24 protein-coding genes are annotated in these 25,872 nt (G+C 71.5%); 8 read left to right on the forward strand and 16 right to left on the reverse strand.

Going from position 1 to position 25,872, the window contains the following annotated elements; genetic code table 11:
- Positions 1 to 12 precede the first annotated feature (12 nt).
- Both grpE and dnaK read right to left on the reverse strand, forming a co-directional pair.
- On the reverse strand, positions 13 to 675 hold the full coding sequence (gene grpE, locus OG452_RS16045) for a nucleotide exchange factor GrpE (RefSeq protein ID WP_327296280.1): 663 nt from the start codon (positions 673 to 675) through the stop codon (positions 13 to 15).
- Positions 672 to 2,534 carry a molecular chaperone DnaK gene (gene dnaK / locus OG452_RS16050; protein ID WP_327296281.1) on the reverse strand — a complete coding sequence of 621 codons (1,863 nt, stop codon included), beginning with the start codon at positions 2,532 to 2,534 and terminating at the stop codon, positions 672 to 674. The genes grpE and dnaK overlap by 4 nt, the downstream gene beginning before the upstream one ends.
- 431 nt (positions 2,535 to 2,965) lie before the next feature.
- Between dnaK and OG452_RS16055 the strand changes: the two genes are divergently transcribed.
- Positions 2,966 to 3,256 (forward strand): chaplin, encoded by a 291-nt coding sequence (locus OG452_RS16055; protein ID WP_327296282.1) that lies wholly within the window; start codon positions 2,966 to 2,968, stop codon positions 3,254 to 3,256.
- 181 nt (positions 3,257 to 3,437) lie between these two features.
- Here OG452_RS16055 and OG452_RS16060 read toward each other — a convergent pair whose 3' ends face one another.
- Positions 3,438 to 4,298, reverse strand: a complete 861-nt coding sequence (locus OG452_RS16060; RefSeq protein WP_327296283.1) for a tyrosinase family protein — start codon at positions 4,296 to 4,298, stop codon at positions 3,438 to 3,440.
- Positions 4,299 to 4,316: 18 nt separating this feature from the next.
- Positions 4,317 to 4,832, reverse strand: a complete 516-nt coding sequence (locus OG452_RS16065; RefSeq protein WP_327296284.1) for a tyrosinase family oxidase copper chaperone — start codon at positions 4,830 to 4,832, stop codon at positions 4,317 to 4,319.
- A 313-nt stretch (positions 4,833 to 5,145) separates the two neighbouring features.
- Here OG452_RS16065 and OG452_RS16070 point away from each other — a divergent pair, with 313 nt between their 5' ends.
- Entirely contained in the window at positions 5,146 to 6,435 is a 1,290-nt protein-coding gene (locus OG452_RS16070) for a cytochrome P450 (RefSeq protein WP_327296285.1), read from the forward strand.
- Positions 6,436 to 6,528: 93 nt separating this feature from the next.
- Here OG452_RS16070 and OG452_RS16075 read toward each other — a convergent pair whose 3' ends face one another.
- Entirely contained in the window at positions 6,529 to 7,023 is a 495-nt protein-coding gene (locus OG452_RS16075) for a DUF5949 family protein (protein ID WP_327296286.1), read from the reverse strand.
- A gap of 426 nt (positions 7,024 to 7,449) precedes the next feature.
- Here OG452_RS16075 and OG452_RS16080 point away from each other — a divergent pair, with 426 nt between their 5' ends.
- Complete coding sequence (locus OG452_RS16080; RefSeq protein WP_327296287.1) at positions 7,450 to 8,736, forward strand: glycosyl hydrolase; 1,287 nt, start codon at positions 7,450 to 7,452, stop codon at positions 8,734 to 8,736.
- 34 nt (positions 8,737 to 8,770) lie between these two features.
- On the opposite strand, the gene OG452_RS16085 is transcribed toward OG452_RS16080, so the two are convergent.
- The 9 genes from OG452_RS16085 to OG452_RS16125 all read right to left on the reverse strand — a co-directional run bounded on the left by OG452_RS16085 (position 8,771) and on the right by OG452_RS16125 (position 18,736).
- Positions 8,771 to 9,958, reverse strand: coding sequence for a GNAT family N-acetyltransferase (locus OG452_RS16085; protein ID WP_327296288.1), 1,188 nt, complete (start codon positions 9,956 to 9,958; stop codon positions 8,771 to 8,773).
- Positions 9,958 to 10,698: a lipopolysaccharide biosynthesis protein gene (locus OG452_RS16090; RefSeq protein ID WP_327296289.1), complete on the reverse strand. Its 741-nt coding sequence runs from the start codon at positions 10,696 to 10,698 to the stop codon at positions 9,958 to 9,960. The genes OG452_RS16085 and OG452_RS16090 overlap by 1 nt, the downstream gene beginning before the upstream one ends.
- A 66-nt stretch (positions 10,699 to 10,764) precedes the next feature.
- Positions 10,765 to 11,928 (reverse strand): glycosyltransferase, encoded by a 1,164-nt coding sequence (locus OG452_RS16095; protein WP_327296290.1) that lies wholly within the window; start codon positions 11,926 to 11,928, stop codon positions 10,765 to 10,767.
- The gene (locus tag OG452_RS16100; RefSeq protein ID WP_327296291.1) at positions 11,925 to 12,707 is read right to left on the reverse strand and encodes a polysaccharide deacetylase family protein; all 783 of its coding nucleotides are present in this window, start codon (positions 12,705 to 12,707) and stop codon (positions 11,925 to 11,927) included. The genes OG452_RS16095 and OG452_RS16100 overlap by 4 nt, the downstream gene beginning before the upstream one ends.
- On the reverse strand, positions 12,697 to 14,364 hold the full coding sequence (locus OG452_RS16105) for a lipid II flippase MurJ (protein WP_327299653.1): 1,668 nt from the start codon (positions 14,362 to 14,364) through the stop codon (positions 12,697 to 12,699). The genes OG452_RS16100 and OG452_RS16105 overlap by 11 nt, the downstream gene beginning before the upstream one ends.
- A gap of 5 nt (positions 14,365 to 14,369) precedes the next feature.
- Positions 14,370 to 15,794 (reverse strand): O-antigen ligase family protein, encoded by a 1,425-nt coding sequence (locus OG452_RS16110; protein WP_442810156.1) that lies wholly within the window; start codon positions 15,792 to 15,794, stop codon positions 14,370 to 14,372.
- On the reverse strand, positions 15,791 to 17,290 hold the full coding sequence (locus tag OG452_RS16115) for an exopolysaccharide biosynthesis polyprenyl glycosylphosphotransferase (RefSeq protein WP_327296292.1): 1,500 nt from the start codon (positions 17,288 to 17,290) through the stop codon (positions 15,791 to 15,793). Before OG452_RS16115 ends, OG452_RS16110 begins: the two co-directional genes overlap by 4 nt.
- Complete coding sequence (locus OG452_RS16120; protein WP_327296293.1) at positions 17,287 to 18,453, reverse strand: glycosyltransferase family 4 protein; 1,167 nt, start codon at positions 18,451 to 18,453, stop codon at positions 17,287 to 17,289. The genes OG452_RS16115 and OG452_RS16120 overlap by 4 nt, the downstream gene beginning before the upstream one ends.
- Before the next feature lie 64 nt (positions 18,454 to 18,517).
- A complete protein-coding gene (locus OG452_RS16125) occupies positions 18,518 to 18,736 on the reverse strand; it encodes a hypothetical protein (protein ID WP_327296294.1) in 219 nt (72 codons plus the stop codon).
- A 501-nt stretch (positions 18,737 to 19,237) separates the two neighbouring features.
- On the opposite strand from OG452_RS16125, the gene OG452_RS16130 reads away from it, so the two are divergent.
- The 3 genes from OG452_RS16130 to OG452_RS16140 all read left to right on the forward strand — a co-directional run bounded on the left by OG452_RS16130 (position 19,238) and on the right by OG452_RS16140 (position 20,692).
- The gene (locus OG452_RS16130) at positions 19,238 to 19,651 is read left to right on the forward strand and encodes a rodlin (RefSeq protein WP_327296295.1); all 414 of its coding nucleotides are present in this window, start codon (positions 19,238 to 19,240) and stop codon (positions 19,649 to 19,651) included.
- Between the two features lie 250 nt (positions 19,652 to 19,901).
- Positions 19,902 to 20,135, forward strand: coding sequence for a chaplin (locus OG452_RS16135; RefSeq protein WP_405562019.1), 234 nt, complete (start codon positions 19,902 to 19,904; stop codon positions 20,133 to 20,135).
- Positions 20,136 to 20,392: 257 nt separating this feature from the next.
- Entirely contained in the window at positions 20,393 to 20,692 is a 300-nt protein-coding gene (locus OG452_RS16140; protein ID WP_327296296.1) for a hypothetical protein, read from the forward strand.
- Between the two features lie 117 nt (positions 20,693 to 20,809).
- Here OG452_RS16140 and OG452_RS16145 read toward each other — a convergent pair whose 3' ends face one another.
- A complete protein-coding gene (locus OG452_RS16145; RefSeq protein WP_327296297.1) occupies positions 20,810 to 21,049 on the reverse strand; it encodes a chaplin in 240 nt (79 codons plus the stop codon).
- A gap of 270 nt (positions 21,050 to 21,319) precedes the next feature.
- Here OG452_RS16145 and OG452_RS16150 point away from each other — a divergent pair, with 270 nt between their 5' ends.
- Positions 21,320 to 21,733 (forward strand): rodlin, encoded by a 414-nt coding sequence (locus OG452_RS16150; RefSeq protein WP_266855011.1) that lies wholly within the window; start codon positions 21,320 to 21,322, stop codon positions 21,731 to 21,733.
- A 119-nt stretch (positions 21,734 to 21,852) separates the two neighbouring features.
- Here the strand turns inward: OG452_RS16150 and OG452_RS16155 are convergent, their stop codons facing one another.
- Positions 21,853 to 23,121, reverse strand: coding sequence for a WecB/TagA/CpsF family glycosyltransferase (locus OG452_RS16155; RefSeq protein ID WP_327296298.1), 1,269 nt, complete (start codon positions 23,119 to 23,121; stop codon positions 21,853 to 21,855).
- A gap of 284 nt (positions 23,122 to 23,405) precedes the next feature.
- Between OG452_RS16155 and OG452_RS16160 the strand changes: the two genes are divergently transcribed.
- Positions 23,406 to 25,688: a (Fe-S)-binding protein gene (locus OG452_RS16160; RefSeq protein WP_327296299.1), complete on the forward strand. Its 2,283-nt coding sequence runs from the start codon at positions 23,406 to 23,408 to the stop codon at positions 25,686 to 25,688.
- Positions 25,689 to 25,872 lie beyond the last annotated feature (184 nt).

Consider the following 25,872-nt stretch of genomic DNA (forward strand, 5'->3'; position numbering starts at 1 on the left):
CCCTTACTGATGTCAGCCCTCGTCCGGGCCACCGCTCTCCTCGTCCGGCGCGTCGTCCTTGGCCTGCGCGCCCGGCTGGGGCTCGGCCACCGCGACCCGCGCGGGGCGGATGGTGCGCTCGCCGAACCGGTACCCCGGCTGCAGGATCGCCACGCACGTGTCCTCGGTGATGTCGGGCGCGTACGAGTGCATCAGGGCCTCGTGGATCGTCGGGTCGAAGGGCTCGCCCTCCTTGCCGAACTGCTGGAGACCCATCTTCGCCGCCACCGTCTCCAGCGACTCGGCCACCGACTTGAAGCCGCCGACCAGCTCGCCGTGCTCCCGGGCGCGGCCGATGTCGTCGAGGGTCGGGAGGAGTTCGGACAGGAGGCCCGCGATGGCGACCTCCTTGACCTGGACCCGGTCCCGCTCCACCCGGCGGCGGTAGTTCTGGTACTCGGCCTGGAGCCGCTGGAGGTCCCCGGTGCGCTCGCTGAGCGCGGTGCGGACCTGGTCCAGCTGGGCGGTGAGTGCTGTCTCCTGGCCGTTCTGCTTGCTCTCTGCGTCCCCTGCCGGGGCCGCCGGCTCCGACTCCTTCCCGGAGTCGGGCCCGGCGGCCTTCGACGCGGCGTCTTCGGAGGTCGCGCCGGAGGGGACGTCGGGCTCCTCCTCGAAGCCCGGAGTCTCCTCCGTCATGCGGCGCCTCCCTGACGGCCGTCCTTCTCGTCGTCCACGATCTCGGCGTCGACCACGTCGTCAGGAGCCTCGGTGGCCTGCTCGGTGCCCTCGGCACCCGGCGCACCGCCGGCGGCAGCGGCGCCCTCGGCGTTCGCGTACATCGCCTGGCCGAGCTTCTGCGAGACCGCGGCGACCTTCTCGGTGGCCGTACGGATCTCGGCGGTGTCCTCACCCTTGAGCTTCTCCTTCAGCTCGGTGAGGGCCTCCTCGACCTCGGTCTTGACGTCGCCCGGGACCTTGTCCTCGTTGTCCTTGAGGAACTTCTCGGTCTGGTAGACGAGCTGCTCGCCCTGGTTGCGCGACTCGGCGGCCTCGCGGCGCTTGTGGTCCTCGTCCGCGTACTGCTCGGCCTCTTCGCGCATCCGGTTGACCTCGTCCTTCGGCAGCGAGGAGCCACCGGTGACGGTCATCTTCTGCTCCTTGCCGGTGCCGAGGTCCTTGGCAGCGACGTGCATGATGCCGTTGGCGTCGATGTCGAAGGCGACCTCGATCTGCGGCACACCGCGCGGGGCCGGCGGCAGACCGGTCAGCTCGAACATCCCGAGCTTCTTGTTGTACGCCGCGATCTCGCGCTCGCCCTGGTAGACCTGGATCTGCACGGACGGCTGGTTGTCCTCGGCCGTCGTGAAGATCTCGGAACGCTTGGTCGGGATCGTGGTGTTGCGCTCGATGAGCTTCGTCATGATCCCTCCCTTGGTCTCGATACCGAGGGACAGCGGCGTCACGTCGAGGAGCAGGACGTCCTTGACCTCGCCCTTGAGGACACCGGCCTGGAGCGAGGCGCCGATCGCGACGACCTCGTCCGGGTTCACACCCTTGTTGGCGTCCTGGCCACCGGTGAGCTCCTTGACGAGCTCCGCGACGGCCGGCATACGGGTCGAGCCACCGACGAGAACGACGTGGTCGATCTCGGAGAGCTGGATGCCCGCGTCCTTGATGACGTTGTGGAAGGGGCTCTTGCAGCGGTCCAGCAGATCGGCGGTGAGCTGCTGGAACTGCGAGCGCGTGAGCTTCTCGTCCAGGTGCAGCGGGCCCTCGGCCGATGCCGTGATGTACGGCAGGTTGATCGTGGTCTCGGTCGAGGACGACAGCTCGATCTTCGCCTTCTCCGCGGCCTCGCGGAGACGCTGGAGAGCCATCTTGTCCTTGGCCAGGTCCACGCCGTGACCGTTGGCGAACTGCTTCACCAGGTAGTCGACGACGCGCTGGTCCCAGTCGTCACCACCGAGGTGGTTGTCACCGTTGGTGGCCTTGACCTCGACCACGCCGTCACCGATCTCCAGGAGCGACACGTCGAAGGTGCCGCCGCCGAGGTCGAAGACGAGGATGGTCTGGTCGTCCTTGTCGAGCCCGTACGCCAGAGCGGCGGCCGTCGGCTCGTTGACGATGCGCAGGACGTTCAGACCCGCGATCTCGCCGGCCTCCTTCGTCGCCTGGCGCTCGGAGTCGTTGAAGTACGCCGGGACGGTGATCACCGCGTCGGTGACCTTCTCCCCCAGGTACGACTCGGCGTCACGCTTCAGCTTCTGCAGGATGAAGGCGCTCATCTGCTGCGGGTTGAAGCTCTTGCCGTCCAGGTCGATCTTCCAGTCGGTGCCCATGTGGCGCTTGACCGACCGGATGGTCCTGTCGACGTTCGTGACTGCCTGGCGCTTGGCGACCTCGCCGACGAGCACCTCGCCGTTCTTGGCGAAGGCGACGACGGACGGCGTGGTCCTGGCGCCTTCGGCGTTGGTGATGACGGTGGGCTCGCCGCCTTCGAGAACGCTGACGACGGAGTTAGTCGTGCCCAGGTCGATGCCGACCGCACGTGCCATGGTGAATCCTCCAGCTGACTTGAGTGGAACTGGCTCAAGAGTGCACGACAGATCCCGGGGAGTCAACCGACCTGAGTCGAGGCCGCTCAACTTTTATCCCGACCTTATGCGCAATGCAGAAGAGGTCCTGGTGGGAGCGGGTGCGGCCGGGCTCGACGGAGGCTCACGGGGGCCCGGCACGGGGGAGCCCCGGAGAAGCACGGCACCGCGGACGGCACCGCGGATGTCACGAATGAGCCTATAGCCCGGAATGGGCCGTCGCCCGGTCCGACTCCGCTTCCGCCGGGACCGCCGGTCCCGCGTCCGAACCCCGGTGACTTTGATCGTCATCCGTTACCGCCGGTGCGCTGTGGCGTTGAACGACACGTCAGACCGTGAATCGCTGCGGCTGGCCCTGAATGTTCCCGTTCCAATGTTCCAAGGAGAACGCAATGTCGCGTATCGCGAAGGCCGCTGCCGTACTCGCGGGCACCGGCGCCGTCCTGGCCGGCTCCGCCGGTCTGGCCGCCGCCGACGCCGGAGCCCACGGTGCCGCTGTCGGCTCCCCGGGTGTCATCTCCGGCAACCTGGTCCAGGTCCCGGTGCACGTCCCGGTGAACCTCTGCGGCAACACCGTCAACGTCATCGGCCTGCTGAACCCGGCGTTCGGCAATACCTGCGTCAACGCCGACCACCACGACCGCGACCACGGTCACGGCGGCTACGGCGACGACGGCCACTGAGAGACCGGTTCACCGGTCCGACCCAGCTGAAACGGCGGGAGGCAACGCCCCCCGCGACCTGCGGCCACCCCCTCGGAGGGGGTGGCCGCAGGTGTGTCCGGGACGTACCGAAGTCTCAGGCGTACCGAAGTCCCGGGTGTACCGAAGTCTCAGTCGTACGGGCATCGCAGGCGTACCGGCATCACGCATACCGATAGAGCGACGCGTGGCTCAGCAGCGACGACGGTCTGACCCCCCACGGCTCCATCGGCTCGTCCAGGCTGGAGATCCGGCCGCGCTGCGGATCACCCGGAGCGAGCTTCCTCGCGGGAACGAACCCGGCGTGCGGATGCGCCTTCTGCCAGCGGTCCCACACCAGGTCGCAGAAGGAGTGGTGCAGCCAGAACACCGGGTCGTTGGGCGAGGTCGCGGTGTTCATCGCGCCACCCACCCAGCGGTGCACCAGGTTGTGGTTGCGCCAGGCCGGGCCGTCGCCGACCGACCAGCCCTCGAAGGTGTTGCGGAACCCGTTCGGCACGGTGGAGTCCCACGGGGCCGCGTCGTACAGCGGCTCCCTCATCGCACGGGCCAGATCGGCCCGGCTCGGCAGCGACACGGGGCGGGCGGGGCGGCCGAAGTCGCGGGTCAGGAACCGGTTCTCGGTCACGCCGACACTGACCTCCCAGTTCCCCTCGCGGTACGCGAAGGGCCCGGTCATCACCTGCTGGTCGGAGCTCCGGCCGTTGCCGCCGAGGAAGTCGTCGCCCCAGAGCCCGGCCGCCGGGGTGTTGTCGACCGTCCAGTCCCAGTACGGCACGGTGACACCCGGGTCGACCGCCTGCAGGGCGCGCTCGAATTCCAGCACGAAGCGCCGGTGCCAGGGGAAGAAGGTGGGCGCCATATGAGCGACCCGCTTCCCCCGCGAACCGTCCGGCACGTAGTACTCGCCGTGCGTCCGGACGAAGTCGTCGTACTGGCCGGAGCGCTTGACCTCCAGGACGGCGGAGACGAACCGCCTCTTCTCGGAGGCCGTGAGGTTCTTCTGGTTCTTGCGGGTGTACACGGACAGGAACCTCTCCGGTCAGAGCTGCGGGATGGATGTCAACGACAGCTGCGCCGCGCCCAGTTCATCGACCGCCGCGCGCGCCGCCTCAAGGGGCGTCGGGTACGACTCGTAGTGGTCGACCATGCTGAGATAGCTGCCGTCGGCCCGCCGCATGAGGTGCAGCGGCCTGCCGTCGACGGTCACCTCGGTTTCGTGGCCCACCGTGCCGCCCCGGATGCGCCGGCCCCGGTACACCTCGTCGAACACGTCCCGCGGCTCCTGCGGCGGCCTCGGCGACGGGTTGCCCTTCCCGTCGTCACCCTCGCGGTCGGGGGCAGCGGACCGCACGATCGGGGCCAGCGCCACCGCCGTACCGCCGACCGCCCCCACCGCGAACAGGGCGCGCAGCGCACCGCGACGGGACAGCAGCTCCGGCCCCGGCCGGTTCACAGGCCCCGGTCGCTCCGTCGGGTCGGCCGGTCCTGCCTGCCCCGGCTGTACTCGCCCTCCCCACCGCTCCCTCCCCGCCGTGCCGCGCGTGGACGTTCTCATGCTGGCTCCTCCGATTCACCCCGCTGGTCAGGGCGGCCCGCCACGCGTGATGCGCGCCGGGCCGCGCCTCGGTGACAACGACGGCACGAGGAAACAGTTCTTCAGACAAGTGACCGCACCGGCGCGCCGACCAGCCGTTCCGGCTCACTCCGCTGCTCCCGGACCGGCGGCCGTTCGGCCGTACGGGGGGAATGTCCAGCGCCGGGGCGGTAACTTGCCCGCCCGGCCCGGCAGGGACGGCCGGCGTCGCCGTGGATGCGCCACGATGACCGCCGGACCAGGGCCGTTCGGCCCGGGGGAAGGACATCGACGGATGAGGGTCCCGGCACAGTCGGCCGTGCGGCACACGGTTCACCCCGCGGAGGCGGATCTCGCGGCCCCGTCGTTCTGGCAACTGCCCCGCACCGTACGGCTGGACGCCTTCGCAGCGCTCCGGAAGCTGGACCGGCCCGCGTACTTCATCGAGCGTCCCGCCACCTGGCACCGTCCCGAGCAGGGGTTCTACGCACTGGTCCGCCACGCCGACGTGGTGCGGGCCAGCCGGCTGCCCGAGGTGTTCGCCAGCGCCCCCGGTGTCACCACTCCGGAGCCCGCCCGCTGGGTCAGGTTCCTGTTCGGCGAGTCCATGGTCAACCTGGACGCCCCGCACCACACCCAGCTCCGCCGGGTGGTCTCGCGGGCCTTCACACCGCGGCTGCTCGCCGCCGCCGACGAGGACATCCGCCGGGTCGCCGGGCGCGTCGTGGACGACATGATCGCGCAGCGGCCCGGTGAGTTCGTGGCGTCGGTGGCGTCGCGGATGCCGTTCGAGGTCATCTGCAACCTCATGGGCATCCCGGAGCGCTACCGCGCCGACATCGCGGGCCGTGTCGACCACGCGTCGGAGAACGCGGGCGTGAAGCGCGGCATCGGCGCCCGGCTGCGCGACCCCGGGCGCGGGCTGCGGGCGCTGGCCCGGATGCATCTGATGATGGCGGCACTCGGCCGCGAGCGGCGGCGCCGGCCCACCGGTGACCTGATCTCCGCGCTGGTGCGCGCCGACGTCGACGGACAGGGGCTCGGCGCCCGCAGCCTCGGCTCGTTCTTCTCGCTGCTGATGGTGGCCGGGGTGGAGACCACCCGGAACGCGATCACCCACGCGCTGACGCTGCTGACCGAGAACCCGGAGCAGCGGGCCCTGCTCACGTCGGACTTCGAGCGGTACGCCGACGGGGCGGTCGACGAGGTCGTACGGCACTCGACGCCGATCATCCAGTTCCGCAGGACGGTACGGACCGAGTACGAGCTGGGCGGGCGCATCTTCCGGCCGGGCGACAAGGTGGTCCTCTACTACGCGTCGGCCAACCGCGACGAGGCGGTCTTCACCGACCCGGACGCCTTCGACATCACCCGCAGCCCCAACCCGCATCTGGGGTACGGCGGCGGCGGTCCGCACTTCTGCCTGGGCTCGCACCTGGCGCGGCAGGAGATCAAGGCGCTCTTCCGGGAGCTGCTGAGCCGTCCGGTGGCGCTCCGCGCGGTGGGTCTCCCCGAGCTGGCCGGCTCCAACTTCGACAACAGGGTGCGGGCGCTTCGGTTCGCCTTCGACCCGCCCGCGCAGTGACAGCCGGCGGGCCGAAGACCAGCGCATGACAGCGGGGCGGGGCCGGGGATTCGTACCTCCCCCGCCCCGCTCCGTCGGCCCTGCGGCCGCGGGCTACTGCCGCAGCTGGGTGACCGGCAGCATGCAGTGGGCCGCGGTGGAGAGCATGTCCGCGTCGCCGACGAAGGCGCTGAGGACCTCCTCGGAGACGGGCCTGCCCGGCACGGCCTGCGGCCACGGCTTGGTCGCGAACATGAAGTGCACCTCGCCGCGCTCGGCCACGGCCCGGAGCCACTCCGGCGGGACCGGGCACTGGGCGCTCAGATACGGCATGTTGACTGCGGCCTGGCCGCCCTCGACGAGCAGCCTGACCGGGAAGCCGGGCCGGGAGCCGTCGGCCAGCGAGCTGCCCAGCGGGATGCCGAGCTCGCCGAAGAGTGTGCGTACGGCGGCCTCGCCCCCCTCGGCACCGTCCTTGCCGTCACCGAGTGAATAGGCCAGCAGATAGGGCGTGTTGTTCGTTTCGGGGTCTCCGGACCAGGCGAGCACGGAGAGGGTGCCCAAATGGTCGCGCTGGACACTGCTTGTGGCGGTGTGGGATGCGGTCATGGCTCGGCACCCTAGTGGCGGGCCCGGGCGCCCACGGTGGTCGTTCACCCGGACGGCTGAACCGGGCGCCGCAAACCATCAGTCAGGGCGTAAGCCGGGGCGTACGGCGGCGGGACCGGACTGCCCAGGCCCTGGCGGGTCCTGGGCAGTCGGCTGGGAAACGTTCGTTCCCCGTGCGACGCAGTGGTCAACGACCTCCCGGCGCATTCGTCACCGGCCCCGGCCCGGTGGCAGGACGTCGCGTCTTTCACCTGGATGGAGCTGACTGGGGGTCACCGACCGCCCTGATGGCCCAGCGCAGCGCGCCCGTGCGGCCCATCGGGTGGACGGTTTGACCAATCGCTCAGGAGTCCGCGTATTCCGTCATCTTCACGAGTTCACAACTTTCACGAGTTCACGAGTTCACGAGTTCACGAGGAGAGGCCAATGCCGCATCCACGCCGTCGGTTGAGGGGCGCTTGCATCGCGGGCGTGGCCACCGGTCTTCTCCTGACCGGTGCGGGGGGCGCGTACGGAACGGCCAGGCCCGCTCCCGCGCCGTCCCCCCCGTCTCCCACCGGGCCCGCTCCCGCGGTACCGAAGGACTCCGTACCCCTTGTGCCGAAGAGCCCGCTGCCCGCGGCGCAGAAGGATTCCGTGCCCGCGGTGGGCGCGTATCTGGACTACGGCCCCAAGGGCGTCGCACGGATTGCGGACCTCTCGCGCTGGCTCGGCGGTGCGGAGCTGCGGGTGGGGCACACCTACCTGCCGGGTGATGTCTGGTCGAACATCGAGGGGCAGCCCGACTTCCTCAGCTCCTGGGCGAAGTGGCGTCGCGCCCGCCCCGACCGGATGTTCGTGCTCAACGTGCCCATGCAGGAGCACAACGAGGACCAGCTGTCGGATGACGAGGTCCGGGACCTCATCGGCCAGGGCGCCCGCGGCGACTTCGACGAGCACTACCGCAAGCTGGCCACCCGGCTGGTGCAGCTGGGGGTGCCCGACACGGTGATCGTGCTGGGCTGGGAGATGAACGGCACGACGTACACCCAGCGCTGCGGTCCCGACCCGCAGGGATGGAAGACGTACTGGAACCGGATCGTCACCACGATGCGCTCCGTCCCCGGCCAGAAGTTCAAGTTCGACTTCACCCCCAACCGCGGCCGGGACGACATCCCCTGGACGCAGTGCTACCCGGGCGACCGCACAGTGGACATCGTGGGGATGGACTCGTACGACCAGCCGCCCGGCGACACCTTCGAGGACCAGGTGAAGGGTCCGTACGGGCTCCAGGCGCAGGTCGACTTCGCCGCCGCGCACAAGAAGCAGATCTCCTACCCCGAGTGGGGGCTCTACCGGAACGGCGACAACGCGGACTACATGCGCGGGATGCTGGCCTGGTTCGACGCGCACAAACCGCTGTACCAGACCATCACGGACTACTGCCCGCACGGTGTGTGGCAGTGCGACGAGAACCCCGACGCGTCGAAGATCTTCCGGACCACGGTGTCCCAGGAGACCGAGCCGGAGCCGAACAGCCCGAGCACCGAGCCGAGCACCGAGCCGAGTACGCAGCCCAGCACGGAGCCGAAGCCGACCGAGCCGGGTGTGGAACCGCCCGCGCAGCCGGAGCCGGCGGGTGAGAAGCGGTGGTGCGTCCGGATCGACCTGGGCGACTGGGCCAGCACCTGGTTCAAACCCCGGAAGATCTGCTGGACCCTGCCGAAGGACTGACGGGCCGGCCGGACCGGCGGGGCGGGCGGGGCGGTCACCGGCCGCCGTCGCCCGCCCGGCCGCCGACCCGGATGCGCCACTCGCGCGCCACCGGCCCGAGGGAGCGCACCACGTCGGCCGCCCGGTCCCGGACCGCCAGCTGGGCCGCGTACAGGTTCAGCGCCGGGGCGAGCGCGGCCGGTGCGAGCAGCATCCGCTGGTTGGTCACCACGTCAGGGCGCCAGTGGCTCTTGTACGGCTCGGTGCCCCGCAGCAGGCTGATGACGGTCCGGCCGCTCTCCGCGGCGTGCCGGGCGTCGCGGCGCAGCAGCATCGTCGTCACGTCGACCTTCTTCTTACGGAGTTCGGGGTCGGCCCCGTACAGATAGCCGCCGCTGAGCTGTGCGGACTGGAGCGTGACATTGGCGGCGACCACCGCGCCGTCCAGCCGGTACTCGGTGAGCGCCGCGTCGCCGTCCCTCACCATGCGCTGGGTGGCGCGCGTCAGGTGCTCGGCGAACCGGGGCCTGAGGTGCTCGGGGGTGACCCCGCGCCCGCGCCACTGGAGCTCGTGCAGCCGCAGCAACTCCCGGACGGCGCAGGGCACTTCGTGCTCCGCGACGGCGCGCTCCTCGATCCGCAGCGCGTCGAGCTTGCGCAGTTTGGCACGGGCCCGCTGGGCCCGCGCGGAGGCCAGCCGCTTCACCAGCTCGTCGATGGGTTCGGCGGGCAGTTCGAGGCAGACCGAGTCGCTGAGCCTGCGCCGCGCCCCCGGCCAGCAGGCGTAGAGCTGCTCGGCCGCGGCTCCCGGCCGTACCTCGCGCAGGTCGATCACCGCGTGCCGGGCGGCCCGGCGCAGCCCCTCGGCGAGCGCGGTGAGCGTACCGGGCGGCTGCGAGCCGTCGATGAGGACATCCGAGAAGTCGGAGATGCCGCCGCCCAGCGGGACCAGCAGCGGCAGCGGCCGGTGGACGAGCATCAGCGGGGCGGCTGCCACCAGCCGCCCGCCGCGCCGTACGAGCACCGCCCGCAGCCGCCCCGCTGTGCCGTACGAGAGCCACCAGGAGTGCAGCCAGGAGTGGCTCTGGAACGGGGTGGCGGTGGCGCAGCCGCGGTGCAGCGCCGTCCACTGGGTCTCCAGCGCGGCAAACTGCCGTTCGTCACGGCACAGCGTCGCGGACAGGCCGGGCCCGGCCCCGGGCCCGGCCGCAGTTCCGGCCGCAGTCCCGGTGGCCACCGCCATCAGACGTGTTCCTTCGGCTGAGCGGGCTGAGCGGGCTCGGCGAGCGCGTCGGACCCGGTGGCCTGGGCGGGCGCCGGGAGCGCGGTGCCGGTGTGCCACTGCTTGCGGCGCGGGCGGACCAGCAGCGCGAGGGCACCGACGAGGCCGCCGGCGCAGCCGCCGACGGCGACGCTGACCGGCACCGACGGCGAGACGGCAGCCGACGGCGCGACGGCCTTCGAGAACATGACGAGGCGGACGCCGGTGCTTTCCGCCGCGCTGTTGGCGCCGGTGGTGAGTGCTGCGGCCACCGCGTTGGCGATGTCGGCGGCCGTGCCGGGGCGCGTCGCGGTGCCGGTGACGCCGATCATCGGGGACTCGGGCGAGGTCTCCGTCCGGACGTGTCGCCCCAGCGTCCGCACCGGGACGCCCGCCGCTGCGTGCGCCGCGGCGAGGGTCGACGTACTGGTGGAGATACGGCCGTACGCCTGGGCGAAGCCGAGGGCGGTTGCGGGGTCGGTGCCCTTGGCGGGCGCCGCGACGACATAGCTGGTGGCGGCGTAGTCGGGCGCCGCGAGCGCTCCGTACGACGCACCGCCGACCACACCGACGAGTGCGCACAGCGGCAGCGGCCACCAGGCCGGCAGCGCGGCAGCGCGGCGGCGGATGGCCCGCCCGGCGATCCGGCCTGTGGTCCGTGCTGTGGTCCGTCCTGTGGTCCGGGAGATGGCGTGGTGCTCTTCGCGGGGCGAATCAGGCATGGGGCTCACTTCTTCGTCGGGGTCTGCGCCGGGTGGCTTCGTGGGAAGGGGCTTACGGAACGGGGCTCACGGAACTGGCATCACGAACGGAGGGCGTACGCGAGGGATCACCGGTGCGGCCGCGACGACGCGGGCGTACACCCCGAGCAGACTGTCGGCGCTGCGCGCGATGTCGTAGCGGCCGACCACCGCCGGTGGCTCCAACCGACGTACACCCAGGGCGATTTGGCGGCGGAGTGCCGCCTCGACCTCCCGGGCGCCGCCCGGCACCCGCACCGCGCCCGGCACCGCCTCCGCGGGCAGGTCGTCGAGCGCGGGGCAGGCCGCGTACAGGACGGGAAGACCAGCGGCCAGCGCCTCGACGACGGCGAGCCCGAAGGACTCCTCATCGGACGCGGAGACGAAGACGTCCACCGCGTCCAGGACGGCGGGGACGGTCGGACCGGTGTGCGGCCCGTCGGGCAGCGCGTCGCACTCGCCCAGGAAGTGGACGCGGTCACCGGCCCCGAGCCGCCCGGCGAGCGCCCGCAGCGCCCCCCGCTCGGGCCCGTCCCCGGCCAGCAGCAGCCGGACCCCGGGCAGCGCGGCGACCGCCCGTACCAGCAGGTCGAACCGCTTGCCCGGCACCAGCCTGCCGACGCCGCCCACCACGAACGCGCCGGACGGGATGTCCAGCAGGGCCCGGGTCGCGGCCCGTACCTGCGAGTCGTGCCTGAACCGCGCTCCGTCGATGCCGTTCGGTACGACATGGATACGCCGCGCCGGTACGCCCCAGCCGCGCAACCGGTCGGCGACCGTCGCGGACACAGCGACCGTCGCGGACCCCAGCCGCTCGGTGCGCAGATACAGCTCGCGGGTCGACCGGGTGAGCGGGCGGCCCTCGATGTACCGCTCGCCCAGCGAGTGTTCGGTGGCGACCGTGGCGCGGACGCCGGCCAGCCGGGCGGCGATCCTGCCGTACACACAGGCGCGGTACAGATGGGTGTGGACCAGGTCGTAACGGCCGCGCCGGATCAGCCGGGTCAGCCGGGGGAGCGCGGTGAGGTCACGGTTGCCGCTCATCCCCAGGTGTGTGACGGAGACCCCGTCGGCGTGCATCCCGTCGGCGACCGGGCCGGGGTTGGTGAGGGTGACCACGTCGCAGTCGACGGGCAACCGGCGTAGCAGCAGCCGTAGTTGCTGCTCTGCGCCGCCCACACCGAGCCCGGTGATGATGTGCAGGACCCTCACCGGCTGCCTCCCGGCGTCAGCTGCCGTGATTGGCGCAATTGGCGCAGTTGGTGCAGCGCCCGTTTGGTGCCCAGCCGCAGGCCCAGGTCGGCATGGCTGATGTGGGTGCGGGCCAGCGCGTGGTCGCCGGCCGCCGCCCCGGGGGCGATGGCGCAGCCATAGGCGTACCCGGCGTCGCGCACCGCTTCGACGGTCCGCGGGTCGAAGGTGCCGTACGGGTAGCAGAAGCCCTCCGGTGCCGCCCCGGTGATCCGGCGGAGCAGCTCGCGGCTCCCCCGGGTCTCCTGGCTCAGCTCCTCGTCGGACGCCTCGGTGAGGTCCTGGTGGTACAGGCCGTGCGAGCCGATCTCCATGCCGGCCCCCGCGGCGGCCCGGATGCCGTCCTCGGTGAGGAGCGGCTTGCGCGGGCCGAGCGCGTCCCAGGCGTTCTCGCCGCCCGGTCTGCCGGGCAGCACGAACACGGTGGCCGTGCACCCGTGGCGCTTCAGCAGCGGCAGCGCGTGGTCGGTGAAGTCGCGGTAGCCGTCGTCGAAGGTCAGCCCGACCAGACCGCGCCCGCGCCCCTCGGCGCGGGCCCGCAGCAGGGCCCCGACCCCGACGCCGGTCAGCCCGCGCCGCTCAAGCCAGCGCAGCTGGTGGCCGAGACGCTCGGGCGAGACGGTGATGCCGTACGGGTCGTCGGCCGGGTCGGCCACCGAGTGGTACATCAGGATCCACGGCTGGATACGGGACCGGGGCGCGGGCGGGGCGGCGTCACGTGACGCGGTGTCAGCGGACATGGCGGAACCTTCGCTTGGTGAGATCGAACAGGCCGACGACTTCGGGGGCACGCAGCGCCAGTGCCGCCGCCGCGAACGCACAGGGCACCAGCAGGCAGCCGACGGCCAGGCTCGCCGGAGCCCAGCGGATCAGCGGCGCCGCGAACAGGCCCGCAGCGCAGGCGGCGACGGCCGCCGCGGACAGCCTGGCGAGCGTCAGCGCGACACCTCGTACATGGATGGAGACGACCCGCGAGCCGAGCCCGCGGAGCAGCAGCGCGGCGGTGACGGTGATCCCCAGGGCATTGGACGCGGTGATGCCGTACACCCCCCACGGGCCGACGGCGAGCGCACCGGCGACCCCGTTGACGAGGAGTCCCGCGGCCATCGCGGCGGCCGGGAACCAGGTGGGGCGCACCGTCGAGAAGAAGGGCCGGCCCAGTGCGCCGACCAGGCACTGCCCGAGCAGCCCGAGGGCGTAGACCCGCATGATGGAGGCGGTGGTCGCGGTGTCGGCCGCGCTGAACGCACCGCGCTGGAAGAGGACTTCGACGATCTGCGGCGCGTAGGCGACGACGACCGCCGTGCCGGCCAGCACCACCACCCCGGCCAGCGCCAGATCGCGTTCGACCCGGCGCCGCGCCTGATCGCCCTCGCCGTCGGCGACGGCCTTGGCGACCACCGGGAAGGTGACCGTACAGATCATCAGCGACAGCATCATCGGCACCTGCGCGATCTTCTGCGCGTAGTTCAGATGCGAGATCGCCCCGGCGGGCAGCGAGGCGGCCAGGAACCGCTCGACGAGCACCTGGGACTGGCGGCAGACGGTAAAGATGATGACGGGCGCCAGCACGCCGAGGCCGAGCAGAGCGGGCCGTGCGGCGGGGGTCGTGCCGGTGAGCAGGGCACCGCCGTCGATCGGGCGTACGGCCAGCTGCCGTACGAAGGCGGGCAGTTGGACCAGCACCATCAGGACGCTGCCCACGGCGACTCCGGCCGCGGCGGCGCGCACCCCCCACAGAGAGTGCAGCACCAGCATGGTGACGATGATGCCGACGTTGTACGCGGCATAGATCGTGGCGGGCGGCAGATAGCTGCGGTGCGCCCGCAGTGCAGCGCTGAGATAGCCGGTGATCCCGAACGAGACCACGGTGAGGGCGGTCAACCGCGTGCACTGGACGGCCACTTGTGGCTCGGCGAGGCCGGGCGCCAGCAGCTCCACGATCAGCGGGGCGCCCAGCACGAGGGCCCCGGTGGTGCAGCCGAGCAGCACGAGCAGGCGCGGCAGGGTGGCCGAGACCAGACTCCGTACGGGGTCCGGGTGCTCCCCGGCGGCGCGCCGGGCCAGCGCGTGGCTGAAGGCCGGTACGAGCACCAGTGCCATCGCGTCCTCGATGAGCAGCGTGGACGCCATCTCCGGCACGGTCCAGGAGATCAGGAACGCGTCGCTGTCGCTGCCCGCGCCGAAGAGATGCGCGATGCTCTGGTCCCGGACCAGACCGAGCACCGACCCGGCGACGGTGAGCGCCGCGGTGATCGCGGCGGCCCTGGCCAGTACCTTACCGAGCCGTGGCGGTCCCTGCTGCGGCACTGGCGGCGCGTGGACCGCGACGGGCGGTACCGGCACAGCGGTACGGGCCTCTGCGCGCGGGCCGGTGCCGGTGGCCGTCTCGTTCATTCGGTTCATACGGCGCCCGGCCGTACGGAGCCGGGCGTCCGGGCGGTGCCGGGAACCGCCGGGCCCGGTACCGGCCCCGCCAGTGCCCACCAGGCGATCAGGCCGAAGACGATGCCGGTGAGTGCGGTGGAGGGACCGCCGATGTCCGCGTACAGGAAGTCGACCGTCTGCCAGAGCATCAGTCCCACCGCCACGAGCCCGCAGTCGGCGGCCGCTGCGCGCCGTCTCCGCGCCACGTACAGACGGCGCGCCCCGCCCGCCAGGAGAGCGGCCCAGCTGCCGGCCAGCGCGGTGATCCCGACGAGGCCCTGTTCGCTGAGGACCAGCAGATACATGTTGTGCGGCGAGAGCAGCGGCTGACGCTGGAAGGCGTGGCCCGCGCCCGCCGTGTCGGAGCCCGACGAGAGGCCCAGCGAGGCGTGTCCGTCACGGTAGGCGGGGAATCCCTTGAGGCCGACGCCCGTCGCGGGCTCGTCGCGCCACATGCCGACCGCCGCCGCCCACATCGTGTACCGGTCGGTGACCGACTGGTCGGGGGCGGCGGTGACCTGGGTGATCGAGCCGAGCCGCTCGGTGATGAGCTGAGAGCCGACCCCGAACCCGCCGACCAGCACCACGGCTGCGGCGACCACGGCGGCCAGTGCGCGCACGGCCGTACGCAACCCGGCGAGCAGCACCACGGCGAGCACCGCGACCACTGTGGCGATCCACGCGCCGCGGCTGAAGGAGAACGCGAGGGGCGGCACCAGCGCCATCGCGGCGGCGAGCGTGGCGGGGCGGGACCAGCGGGGCGCGCCGGGCGGCGGGCGCAGCGCGAGCCCGGTGGTGACGACCATCCCGAACGCCACGATGGTGGCCATGCCCATGACGTCGGTGGGGCCGAAGGTGCCGACGGCCCGGATGTCGGAGCCCATGTAGGAGGCGCCGGTGCGGGTCGCGTACTGCCAGACGCCGAACCCGCCCTGGACCAGGGCGAGTACGACGAACGCCCCGGCCACGAACCGGAAGTCGCGGGCGTCCCTGAGCACCAGTACGACGGCCGCCGGCACCAGCACGAACACCTGGAGGTAGCGCACGAAACCGGGGAGCGCGGCCACCGGGTCGGCGGCGGTCACGGTGGCGACGGCCAGCCCCACCACCGGTACGCCCAGTACAGCGGCGGCGGCCGGGCTCAGCGGACGCGTCCTTCCGCGCAGCAGCCGTACCGCGCAGAACAGCACCAGGAACGCCGAAGCCACGTCGGACACCGAGATGTTGGTGGAGGTGCTGGACCCGTTCCCGTACTCGAAGGGCACGGCCAGCAGCACGACGGGCGCGGCCGCGGGCAGCACCGGCCACCAGCGGGCGAGCCGCCCGGAGAGCGGTGGGGCGGGCGGTCCGGTACGCGGCCGGGGCAGCGCGGGGGCCGGGGTGAGGACCGTCACGGTCAGCTGCCCCCAAGCCGGAAGAGCGAGCCCGCGGTCCTGACCAGGATGCAGATGTCCTGCCAGAGCGACCAGCTGTCGATGTAGTGGTTGTCGAAGCGGGCCCGGTCCTCGATGGAGGTGTCCCCGCGCAATCCGCTGACCTGGGCGAGCCCGGTGATCCCGGCGGGCATCCGGTGTCTGGAGCGGTAGCCGGGGTGGCTGCCGGAGAACTTCGTCACGAAGTACGGGCGTTCGGGCCGCGGCCCGACCAGGCTCATGTCCCCGCGCAGTACGTTCCACAGCTGCGGCAGCTCGTCGAGCGAGGTCCGGCGCAACAGGCTGCCGACGGCGCGCATCCGGTGGTCCGTCGCGACGCTCCACCGGGTCGCCGACTCGTGGTCGTCGGCCGGGCGCAGCGTACGGAACTTGAGCAGTGTGAAGGCCCGCCCGTCCAAGCCGATCCGTTCCTGCCGGAAGAGGACGCCCGGCCCGTCGGAGATCCGTACGGCCAGCGCGCACAGCCCCATCACGGGCGCCGCCGCGAGCAGCGCGAGGCAGGCGAGGGAGGCGTCGAGGGCGCGCTTGCCCCAGCGGCCCACCCGGTGTCCGGGAACGGCCAGCGGGCGGACGGCGAACCCCCACAGATGGTCGGCCGAGTCCCTCCGGCACCCGGGCCCCGACGCGTCGACGAGCCACAGGCGCACGCCGTATCCGCCGAGCAGCCGTACCAGCGCGGGATCGTCGGCGGCGGCCCGGCCGGGGCCGACGAACAGCGCGTGGCGGACCGCGTTCTGGATGACGGCCCGGCCGATGTCCTCGTGGGTCGCCAGCACGGGCAGTACGGAACTCCCGTCCCCGGCAACGGATCCGGTCTCGGCGGCGGTACCGGTACCGGCGCCGGTCTCCACCAGGCCCACCGGCCTCATGCCGTACGCCGGGTGCGCGTACAGCGCGGCGCCGATCTGCTGGGCGGCGGCGCCACCGCCGACGATCAGCGCCGAGTGGCCGCGCCGGGCGGCGGTGATACGCACCAGCTGGTGGACCGCGCCGCGGACCGCGCAGCCGGTGAGGGTCTGCGCGGTGACCGCGGTGGCCAGCGCCGTCCAGTCGAGGACCCGCCAGGGCCCGACGGCCGCGAGGCACGCGGCCGCCGTGCACCACAGGACCAGTGCGTGGCCGAGCAGCGCGGGCAGTTCGAGCAGCGCCGACGGGGAGAGGCGCCGCCGGTAGAGCCCGCCGCGGAGGTGCAGGATCAGATGCAGCGCGAGGAGCGGTACGAGGACCAGGGGATCCGGCCGCAGCCCCGGCACCAGCGCACCGGTGGCGACCAGTGCGAGGGTGTCACCGGCGATCAGCGGGGCCGCGCCGCGGCCCCGCCGCAGCCCCGCCGGCCGTACCGGTTCCGGCCGCGGTCCGTCCGCGCTGCGCGGCGGGTGGATCGCAGGCGCGGGCCGCTGCACGGCCGTCGCGGGGCCAACGCCGTGGCCCGCATGGGGAGCATGTGCGCTGTCCATCGTCATCGGCGTGTGCGCTCCCTCGTCGTGGGTCGGGGCAGGCCGAGGAGCCGGCGGTACAGCTCCGAGACCGCGGTGGCCGTGTGCCGGACATCGAAGTTCGCGCGCGCGTGGGCTCCGGCCTCGCGGCCGAGCGCGTCCCGCAGCGGGGCGTCGGCCAGCAGCTTCCCGACCGCGCGGGCCAGCGCGTGCGGGTCGTCCGGCGGGACGAGCCCGTGCCGGTCATGGCCCGGCGGCAGGCTCTCCCGGGCGCCGTTCACGTCGGTGAGGACGACGGGCCGCCCGCAGGCCATCGCTTCGAGCGGGGCCAGCGCCATGCCCTCCCAGCGGGACGGCAGGACGACGAGGTCGGCGGCCCGCAGCCAGTCGCGCGGCCCGTCGACCGCTCCGGTGAACAGCACACCGGGCGGCGCGGTCCTGGCCAGGGCCGCCCGGTCGGGGCCGTCCCCGACCAGCACCAGCCGGGCCCCGGGCACCGCACGGAGAATCTCTGGCCAGGCCCGCAGGAGTACGTCCTGCCCCTTCTGGCGGCAGAACCGGCCGACACAGACGACGACCGGGCCGGGGCCCAACGGCCTTACGCCAGAGCCCGGTTCGGGCCCGGAGCCGCAGTCGGCGCTGAACTCACCGAGATCGACGCCGTTGCGGATCACCTCCCACCGGGCGGCGATCCCGGCCGCCTCACCGGCCCGCCGCTCGGCCTCGCTGACGCACAGGACGCGCTCGGCCCACCGGGCCGCGTACCGCTCCCAGGCCAGCGCGAGCCGTGCGGTGCCGCCGGCGACCGCGTCGAACGACCAGGCGTGCGGCTGGAAGACCGTCGGCACGCGCCCGCGCACGGCGAGCCGTGCGGCCAGACCGGCCTTGGAGCTGTGCGCGTGCACCACGTCGGGGCGGCATGCCCGGATCAGCCGGGCGGCGGCAGCGGTCTCGGCGGCCAGCCCGGGCCCCGGCGCCCGGCCGGCCCGCCAGGGACGGACATGCGCGCCGGACCCCGCGAGCGCCGACGCCAGACCGTCGCCGGGGGGGCAGGCCACAACTGCTCTGATTCCTTCGGCCACTTGCGCCCGCACCAGGTCGGTGACCACGCGGGCGACTCCGCCTTCCACCGGCTGAACGAGGTGGAATACCGTCAGCCGGCGTCCGGGGGAAATGTTTTCTGGCAGCACGTGTGCGGCTCTCTTCGTACCTGACCCGGAGATCGGTTTCCCCGGGGTGCGCGGAGCGGAAGGCTCAGCGACGCGAATCCGTCTGCACGAGGAGCACGCCGGGAAAAGACCCGCGGCTTTCGTCGGCGAATTGGAAGTCCGGCCGGCCGGCGCCCCAGGCGAGTACGGGCTTCGGACCGAATGCACCGGAGACGCGGCCCGCCGGAAGAGAGATGAAGGAACGCACCGCGCCCGGTGGTGCGCCCGAGCCGTACGGCACAGCGAGACCCGTCGTCTTTCGCATGACTGCCCTCCCGTCTCAACATGACAATTGCAACCAAGCGGCCCAAGCGGCCCAAGCAGGAGTGCACTTTGTCAGAAAGCAGGGTGGAAATCATGCTGTCCGCGCGCATACCGCCGTACGGCGGATCAACCGAATGCGTCGAATTCCCTTGTGGCAGTGGGTTGTGTCCTCGGGAAGGACCCACGAAGCTCCCCAATGGGTGACGGCGCGTACCCCGCGGGAGAGGCATTCGTTAAACGCGTGCGGAAAACGACGGGGAAATACGGGACCACGCGAATGCAGAAGCCGAACCGAACGACGAGCAGCCCGCTCCCCCCGTAGCAGCAGCCGCCGCCGGCGGAACCCGCACAGCACGGCGCACCCCGCGCGCAAGGGGCTCACTCCGACGGACCACCGCACTCGTGCGCTACGGCAATCGAGTGAACAGGCGGAACCAAACTCGACCCCTGGAGTTGATCAGGGTGCTCCACTTCCGGGCAAAAATGCAGAAAAGGGACCACAGTGATCAAGAAGATTCTGGCCACCGCCGCCGTCACCGCCTCGATCGTCGGCGCCGGCGCGACTCTGGCCCCGCAGGCCCTGGCCGTCGGTAACGACAACGGCACCAACTCCGCCAGCGGCAACGGCGCCGAGCAGGCCTTCGGCAACTCGGCCACCAAGGGCAACCAGAGCCCGCAGCTCAGCCTGGTCCAGGGCTCGCTGAACAAGCCGTGTGTCGGCCTGCCGGTCAAGGCCAACGTGGGCTCCCTCATCGGCCTGATCCCGATCGCCGTCCAGGACATTCCGATCCTGTCCTCGCCGCAGAACCAGCAGTGCACCGAGAACTCCACCCAGGCGAAGGGCGACGAGGCCCTGTCGCACATCCTGGACAACATCCCGGTCCTCTCGGGCAACGGTGCGGCGAACGAGGGCTGATCGCCTCGCTGCTCCCACGTGGCCGCCGCAGACAGGACGTTGCGGCGGCCACGCGTGTGTCCGCACCCCGACGGGTTCCCGTTCCCGTTCCGGAAAGCATTCGGGTTGAGTTGGCGTCGGGCACCGCGAACGGAGTTTCCCCAGGGCGTACCGGTCGTTAGCAGTCCTGCAGTGGTGTTCATGAAAAGGCAACTGGACACGCGTCGCGATGGTCGTGGATGCGGGAGACACCGCTGCGGGAAGGATCGACATGAAGTTCAAGAAGGCTGCTGTTCTCGCCGCCGGCGTCATGATGGCCCTGGGCGCCGCTGCGCCCGCCATGGCCGACGCGGGCGCGGAGGGTGCGGCCGTCGGCTCGCCCGGCGTCCTCTCCGGAAACGTCATCCAGGTTCCGATTCACATTCCGGTGAACCTCTGCGGCAACACTGTGAACGTCATCGCGCTGCTGAACCCGGCGTTCGGGAACACCTGCGTCAACAAGTGACGTACGGCTCTCCCGCAAGGGCGAGTCGTTGAAGTGGCCCCGCCGGGTCTCGCACGGACCGGCGGGGCCACTTCGTTGTGCGTCCCACTTCCCCGCAGTCGGCTGAACAGGCGCAGAAACGTTCACCACCCCGGGGTTTCCCGCACGGGGAGCGATCGTTAGCCACGGTGAAGGCGGCGCACCGGTACCCCTCTTTGACGGTGCCGTGGCGCGAGAGTCGCAGCTGTGAACAGCGCCGCCGGAGAAAGGTATTCGACATGAAGTACGCAAAGGCCGCCGCAGTCGTCGCCGGTTCCATGATGGCGATCGGCGCGGGCGCGGCCGCGGCCTCCCCCGCGTTCGCCGCCGAGCCGCCCGCCATGCCCCCCATGAGCCTCAACGGCGGACTCGACCAGGCCACGCAGTCACTTCAGCAGGGGGCGGCGGTCCCGGTGGCCGCGCTCGCCGACACCGCGACCAGCGTGGTGACGGGCAAGGCCGACGCCCCCGAGAAGGTCATGGGCCTCGCCCGGCAGGCCACCCCGATGCTGGGCGGCGTGCAGCTGGGCGGCCAGTAGCAGCCCCGGCATCCTGCCGCGACGCGAAAGTGGCGGTACCCGCATCATCCGCGGATACCGCCACTTCTGCTGTCCGGTCCGGGGACCGGGCTTCACCGGACGAGCCGGATCAGAACGTCAGTGGTTGACGCAGGTGTTGCCGAACGCCGGGTTCAGCAGACCGATGATGTCCACGGTGTTGCCGCAGACGTTGACCGGAACGTGGACCGGGACCTGGACCAGGTTGCCCGACAGGACACCCGGCGAGCCCACGGCCGCACCCTCGGCGCCGGCGTCGGCGAACGCGGAGCCGGCGGCGCCGCCGGCGGCGAGGCCCGCGGTGGCAAGGACGAGAGCTGCCTTCTTGGCAGTGTTCATGGGAGTTGCACCTTCTCTTCGATGTTGTGCCCTGAATCAGGACTCACTCGATTCGCAACGAACGGTGGGCGGCAGCGACACGGCCGGGTGGCCCAAGGAACCTGTTCGGCCCAATGGACAAGGACCCCGGCCGCCAGGTGCGTCAACCCGCTTGTCGCGCGCCTGCGACAAGGAAGCCATATGAGTGAAGCGCCGGAACCAATCGCCGGTCCGGCAGTTGATCAGAGCGCTCCGGAAGCGGGCACTCGTGCGACAACAGAAGGACGCGATATGATCAAGAAGGCTGTGGCCACTGCGGCGGCCACCCTCACGATGGCAGGCGCGGGCGCGATGATGGCGTCTCCGGCCATGGCAGTCGGCCACGACGGCGGCACCACGTCGCTGAGTGGCAACGGTGCCCAGCAGGCGTTCGGCAACTCCGCCACGTACGGCAACATGAGCCCGCAGATCGGCCTCATCCAGGGCTCGCTGAACAAGCCCTGCATCGCCCTGCCGGCCAAGGCCAACGTCGGTTCCCTCATCGGCGTGGTCCCGATCTCCGTCCAGGACATCCCGATCCTGTCCTCGCCGCAGACCCAGCAGTGCACCGAGAACTCCACCCAGGCCAAGGGTGACGAGGCGCTGTCGCACCTCCTGGACAACATCCCGATCCTCTCGGGCAACGGCGCCGGGAACGGCCGCTGATCACCGCCGCTCCTCCGACCTCCGGACACTGACGTCCTGGTGGAGCACTGAAGTGGCCCCGGTAGCAGCGCGAGCTGCCTCCGGGGCTTCTTCAGGTCCGTGCCCGGGGGCCCGGTGCCTCACCTACGCCGGAACAGCACCACGTCGCCGGGCACCGTCGGCGGCGCCGCCGTGTACCCGGGCGGCGGGCCACCCCACTCCCCCCTTGTCTGCAGGCCGACGCACTCCGCCGCGTACCGCCCGGCGCCGGCGAGCAGCCGCTCCTCATGGCCGGGTGCCCGCAGTCGTACGAACAGCCGCTCGCCCGGCGCGGTCACCGCGTGCCACAGCGCGTCGAGCCGGCACCCCCCGTCGGGTCCGTTCCCGTCGCCCAGCGCGTACGGCAGGACGGACCACCCGGGGTCGTCCGCCGCACACCGCAGCAGATGCGCGCGCGGCCCGGGGCGCACCTCGAACGAGACCACGCGCCCGCGGTACCCGGCCCGGCGCAGCCCCGCCACATATCCACCGGCGTCCGCGCCCGCGTCCAGGACGAGGTCGACCTCGGCGTCGGCCAGCAGCTGGACGAGCTCGTGGTACGGGCCGCGGCCCCGGCACCGCTCCCGCGCTGCTGCCCGCAGGAAGCGCGCGTAGCCCCACACCCCCGTCGGCCACCGCTGCCACCGTGCGCGCAACCGCCCGCGGCGGGCGCCGCCGCGGATGAGGGCGAAGGCCGGGCCCGCCGCGACGTACACCGCGGGGTGCGCGGCGGCGAGACGGGCGGCCGCGCTGTGCTGCCGGGCACCGCCGGACCCGCCGATCCAGACCAGCCGGGCACCGCTCTCCCTGATGCGGGCCGCCAGCGCCATCCATACGTCGGCGGTGGCCGCCCGGCCGGGCAGCGGCTCGGCGCCCGCGACCCGCGCTTCTGGGTAGCGGACCAGAAGCTCGGCGGTCAGCAGTCCGGCAGTCAGCTCCTCGCCCGGCCGTCCGGCGCCCGCGGCTGGTCCGCCCGTCCCGCCGCTCTCCGCTCCGAGCAGATAGTGGCTGAGTCCCTCGCGCTGTGCGGCCCGGACGGTGTCGAGCAGCAGATCGGGTCCGTACACCTGCGCCTCCGGCCGTCCGCCGGACCGCGCCGCCCGGGCCGGGCCGCGCCCGGCAGGAAGGTTCAGCGTCGCCGAGCGCAGCAGCCGCTGGAGCCCGGGGACGCGAACGGCGTGCGCGAGGGTGTCCGCGCCGCAGAGGTGGATGTCCGCTGCCGCACCCCGCAGAGCGAGGCGTACGAGCGCATCCGCGGCCGGCCCGGGGGCGAGCGGGGTGAGCGGGATACCGGCGCAGCGGACCGGGCGGGGCAGGCCGTCGGCGGGCGGGGCCGGATGGCCGTGGGTACGGGGGATCGCCTGGCTCATGCGCCGCCCATCGGTTGCGGTATCGGGGTGATGCCACCGGGGCATCCAGCTCGAACGATCCACAAGCTAGTTCGTTATGCACCACTATGCGGCGAATAACACGATTGGACGGAAGACATCCGATGAGGAGACCCTGAGCGACGCAGATCACCGCTTGATCTGGTACATCGCAGTGCGATATGTGGGTACCCTCAGCAGGAACTGCATTAAGTTACTGCTTAGTAATCACTTGAGAATCACCCGTTAACCGCTGGATCCCCACCTCGCAGGCCCGAGGAGCCCCCATGCAACTCGCCGCGATCATTGTGTCGCTGGTACTCACCGTGGTCGGTGTCGCGCTGTTCGCCCGAGCCATCGCCCAGATCTACCGCTCCGTGCGACTCGGTCAGAACGTGCCCGCGGGCACCCGCACCGACGAACCCGTCCAGCGGACGATCACGGTGGTCAAGGAGTTCCTCGGCCACACCCGGATGAACCGCTGGGGCATCGTCGGGTTCGCGCACTGGTTCGTCGCGGTCGGGTTCTTCTCGCTCGTACTGACCCTGATCAACGCCCTGGGCCAGCTCTTCAAGGCCGACTGGGTGCTGCCGGTCATCGGTCACTGGCTGCCGTACGAGATGTTCGTCGAGTTCATCGGTGTGATGACGACGCTCGGCATCCTCGTCCTGATCACCATCCGCCAGCTGTCGAAGCCGGACCGGCCGGGCCGCAAGTCCCGCTTCGCGGGCTCCAACTTCGGCCAGGCGTACTTCGTCGAGGCCGTCATCCTCATCATCGGCCTGGCGATCTACTCGCTGCGCGGACTTGAGGGCGCGCTGGCCGGCGTGCACGGCTACGACGCCGCGTACTTCCTCTCGTACCCGCTGGTCGCGGCGTTTCGCGGCACCAGCGTCAGCACGCTGCAGAACATGATCTACCTGACCGCGATGGCCAAGATCGGTACGTCCTTCATCTGGATGATCGTGGTCGGGCTCAAGACGGACATGGGCGTCGCCTGGCACCGCTTCCTCGCCTTCCCCAACATCTGGTTCAAGCGCGACGCGCAGGGCGGCACCGCCCTCGGCGCGCTGCTGCCGATGACTTCGGGCGGCAAGGAGATCGACTTCGAGGACCCGGGCGAGGACGACGTGTTCGGCGTCTCGCAGGTCGAGCACTTCTCGTGGAAGGGCCTGCTGGACTTCTCCACCTGCACGGAGTGCGGCCGCTGCCAGTCGCAGTGCCCGGCCTGGAACACCGGCAAGCCCCTCTCGCCGAAGCTCCTGATCATGTCGCTGCGCGACCACGCGCACGCCAAGGCGCCGTACCTGCTCGCCGGCGGCGGCAAGAACATGGAGGGCGAGGAGCAGGCCACGGCCGAGCAGCTCAAGGACGTTCCGCAGTCCGCGCTGGACGAGGCCGAGCGCCCGCTGATCGGGACGCTCGAAGAGAACGGCGTGATCGACCCGGACGTCCTGTGGTCCTGCACCACCTGCGGTGCGTGCGTGGAGCAGTGCCCGGTCGACATCGAGCACATCGACCACATCGTCGACATGCGCCGCTACCAGGTGATGATCGAGTCCGCGTTCCCGTCCGAGGCGGGCACGATGCTCAAGAACCTGGAGAAGAAGGGCAACCCCTGGGGGCTCGCCAAGAAGCAGCGCGTCGAGTGGACCAAGGAGGTCGACTTCGAGGTCCCGATCGTCGGCAAGGACGTCGAGGATCTCACCGAGGTCGACTACCTGTACTGGGTCGGCTGCGCGGGCGCCCTGGAGGACCGCGCGAAGAAGACCACGAAGGCCTTCGCCGAGCTGCTGCACATCGCGGGCGTCAAGTTCGCGATCATGGGCGGCGACGAGAAGTGCACCGGTGACTCCGCCCGCCGCCTGGGCAACGAGCCGCTGTTCCAGCAGCTCGGCCAGGAGAACGTCGCGATGCTGAACATGGCGTACGGCGAGTCCGCCCCAGGTGAGGAAGGGGAAGACGAGTCGGCCAAGAAGCCCAAGGCGACGAAGAAGATCGTCGCCACCTGCCCGCACTGCTTCAACACCATCGCGAACGAGTACCCGCAGCTCGGTGGCGAGTACGAGGTCATCCACCACACCCAGCTGCTCCAGCACCTCATCGACGAGGGCAAGCTCATCCCCGTCACCCCGGTCGAGGGTCTGATCACGTACCACGACCCCTGCTACCTGGGCCGCCACAACAAGGTCTACACACCGCCGCGCGAGATCATCGCGAAGGTGCCCGGCCTGCGCAGCGAGGAGATGCACCGGCACAAGGAGCGTGGCTTCTGCTGCGGGGCCGGCGGCGCGCGGATGTGGATGGAGGAGCGCATCGGCAAGCGCATCAACAACGAGCGCGTCGACGAGGCGCTCTCGCTCAACCCGGACATCGTCTCCACCGCCTGCCCGTTCTGCCTCGTCATGCTGACCGACTCGGTCAACGGCAGGAAGAACGACGGCAAGGCGAAGGAGTCGCTCCAGGTCGTCGACGTGGCGCAGCTGCTGCTCGACTCGGTGAAGCTCCCCGCGGACCCGGCCGACGACCCGGCCGACGAGGACGCACCGGAGCCCGAGCCGGTGAAGTAACGCGGTACGGAGGACGCAGTACGCGGAGAGGGCCGGGAACGCCGTTGGGCGGTCCCGGCCCTCTCTGTTCCCGGCCCTCTCTGTTCCCGCCCCACCCCGCGGTATCCCCGGGCCCGGTATTCACCATGAGGCCACTCCCGCATCACATCTCCCCCGCATCCCGTACAACCATGCGACCCCACCG

This window comes from Streptomyces sp. NBC_01197, from assembly GCF_036010505.1.
Classification (GTDB): Bacteria; Actinomycetota; Actinomycetes; order Streptomycetales; family Streptomycetaceae; genus Streptomyces.

Excerpts from the sequence above, each read along its gene's own strand:
- OG452_RS16055 (WP_327296282.1), top strand. The coding sequence starts at position 2,966 with ATGTCGCGTATCGCGAAGGCCGCTGCCGTACTCGCGGGCACCGGCGCC.
- OG452_RS16105 (WP_327299653.1), bottom strand. The coding sequence starts at position 14,364 with ATGAACGAGACGGCCACCGGCACCGGCCCGCGCGCAGAGGCCCGTACC.
- OG452_RS16065 (WP_327296284.1), bottom strand. The coding sequence starts at position 4,832 with ATGAGAACGTCCACGCGCGGCACGGCGGGGAGGGAGCGGTGGGGAGGG.
- OG452_RS16070 (WP_327296285.1), top strand. The coding sequence starts at position 5,146 with ATGAGGGTCCCGGCACAGTCGGCCGTGCGGCACACGGTTCACCCCGCG.
- OG452_RS16115 (WP_327296292.1), bottom strand. The coding sequence starts at position 17,290 with ATGACGATGGACAGCGCACATGCTCCCCATGCGGGCCACGGCGTTGGC.
- OG452_RS16075 (WP_327296286.1), bottom strand. The coding sequence starts at position 7,023 with ATGACCGCATCCCACACCGCCACAAGCAGTGTCCAGCGCGACCATTTG.
- dnaK (WP_327296281.1), bottom strand. The coding sequence starts at position 2,534 with ATGGCACGTGCGGTCGGCATCGACCTGGGCACGACTAACTCCGTCGTC.
- grpE (WP_327296280.1), bottom strand. The coding sequence starts at position 675 with ATGACGGAGGAGACTCCGGGCTTCGAGGAGGAGCCCGACGTCCCCTCC.
- OG452_RS16160 (WP_327296299.1), top strand. The coding sequence starts at position 23,406 with ATGCAACTCGCCGCGATCATTGTGTCGCTGGTACTCACCGTGGTCGGT.
- OG452_RS16125 (WP_327296294.1), bottom strand. The coding sequence starts at position 18,736 with ATGCGAAAGACGACGGGTCTCGCTGTGCCGTACGGCTCGGGCGCACCA.
- OG452_RS16155 (WP_327296298.1), bottom strand. The coding sequence starts at position 23,121 with ATGAGCCAGGCGATCCCCCGTACCCACGGCCATCCGGCCCCGCCCGCC.
- OG452_RS16140 (WP_327296296.1), top strand. The coding sequence starts at position 20,393 with ATGAAGTACGCAAAGGCCGCCGCAGTCGTCGCCGGTTCCATGATGGCG.
- OG452_RS16145 (WP_327296297.1), bottom strand. The coding sequence starts at position 21,049 with ATGAACACTGCCAAGAAGGCAGCTCTCGTCCTTGCCACCGCGGGCCTC.
- OG452_RS16080 (WP_327296287.1), top strand. The coding sequence starts at position 7,450 with ATGCCGCATCCACGCCGTCGGTTGAGGGGCGCTTGCATCGCGGGCGTG.
- OG452_RS16085 (WP_327296288.1), bottom strand. The coding sequence starts at position 9,958 with ATGGCGGTGGCCACCGGGACTGCGGCCGGAACTGCGGCCGGGCCCGGG.
- OG452_RS16135 (WP_405562019.1), top strand. The coding sequence starts at position 19,902 with ATGAAGTTCAAGAAGGCTGCTGTTCTCGCCGCCGGCGTCATGATGGCC.
- OG452_RS16100 (WP_327296291.1), bottom strand. The coding sequence starts at position 12,707 with ATGTCCGCTGACACCGCGTCACGTGACGCCGCCCCGCCCGCGCCCCGG.
- OG452_RS16150 (WP_266855011.1), top strand. The coding sequence starts at position 21,320 with ATGATCAAGAAGGCTGTGGCCACTGCGGCGGCCACCCTCACGATGGCA.
- OG452_RS16090 (WP_327296289.1), bottom strand. The coding sequence starts at position 10,698 with ATGCCTGATTCGCCCCGCGAAGAGCACCACGCCATCTCCCGGACCACA.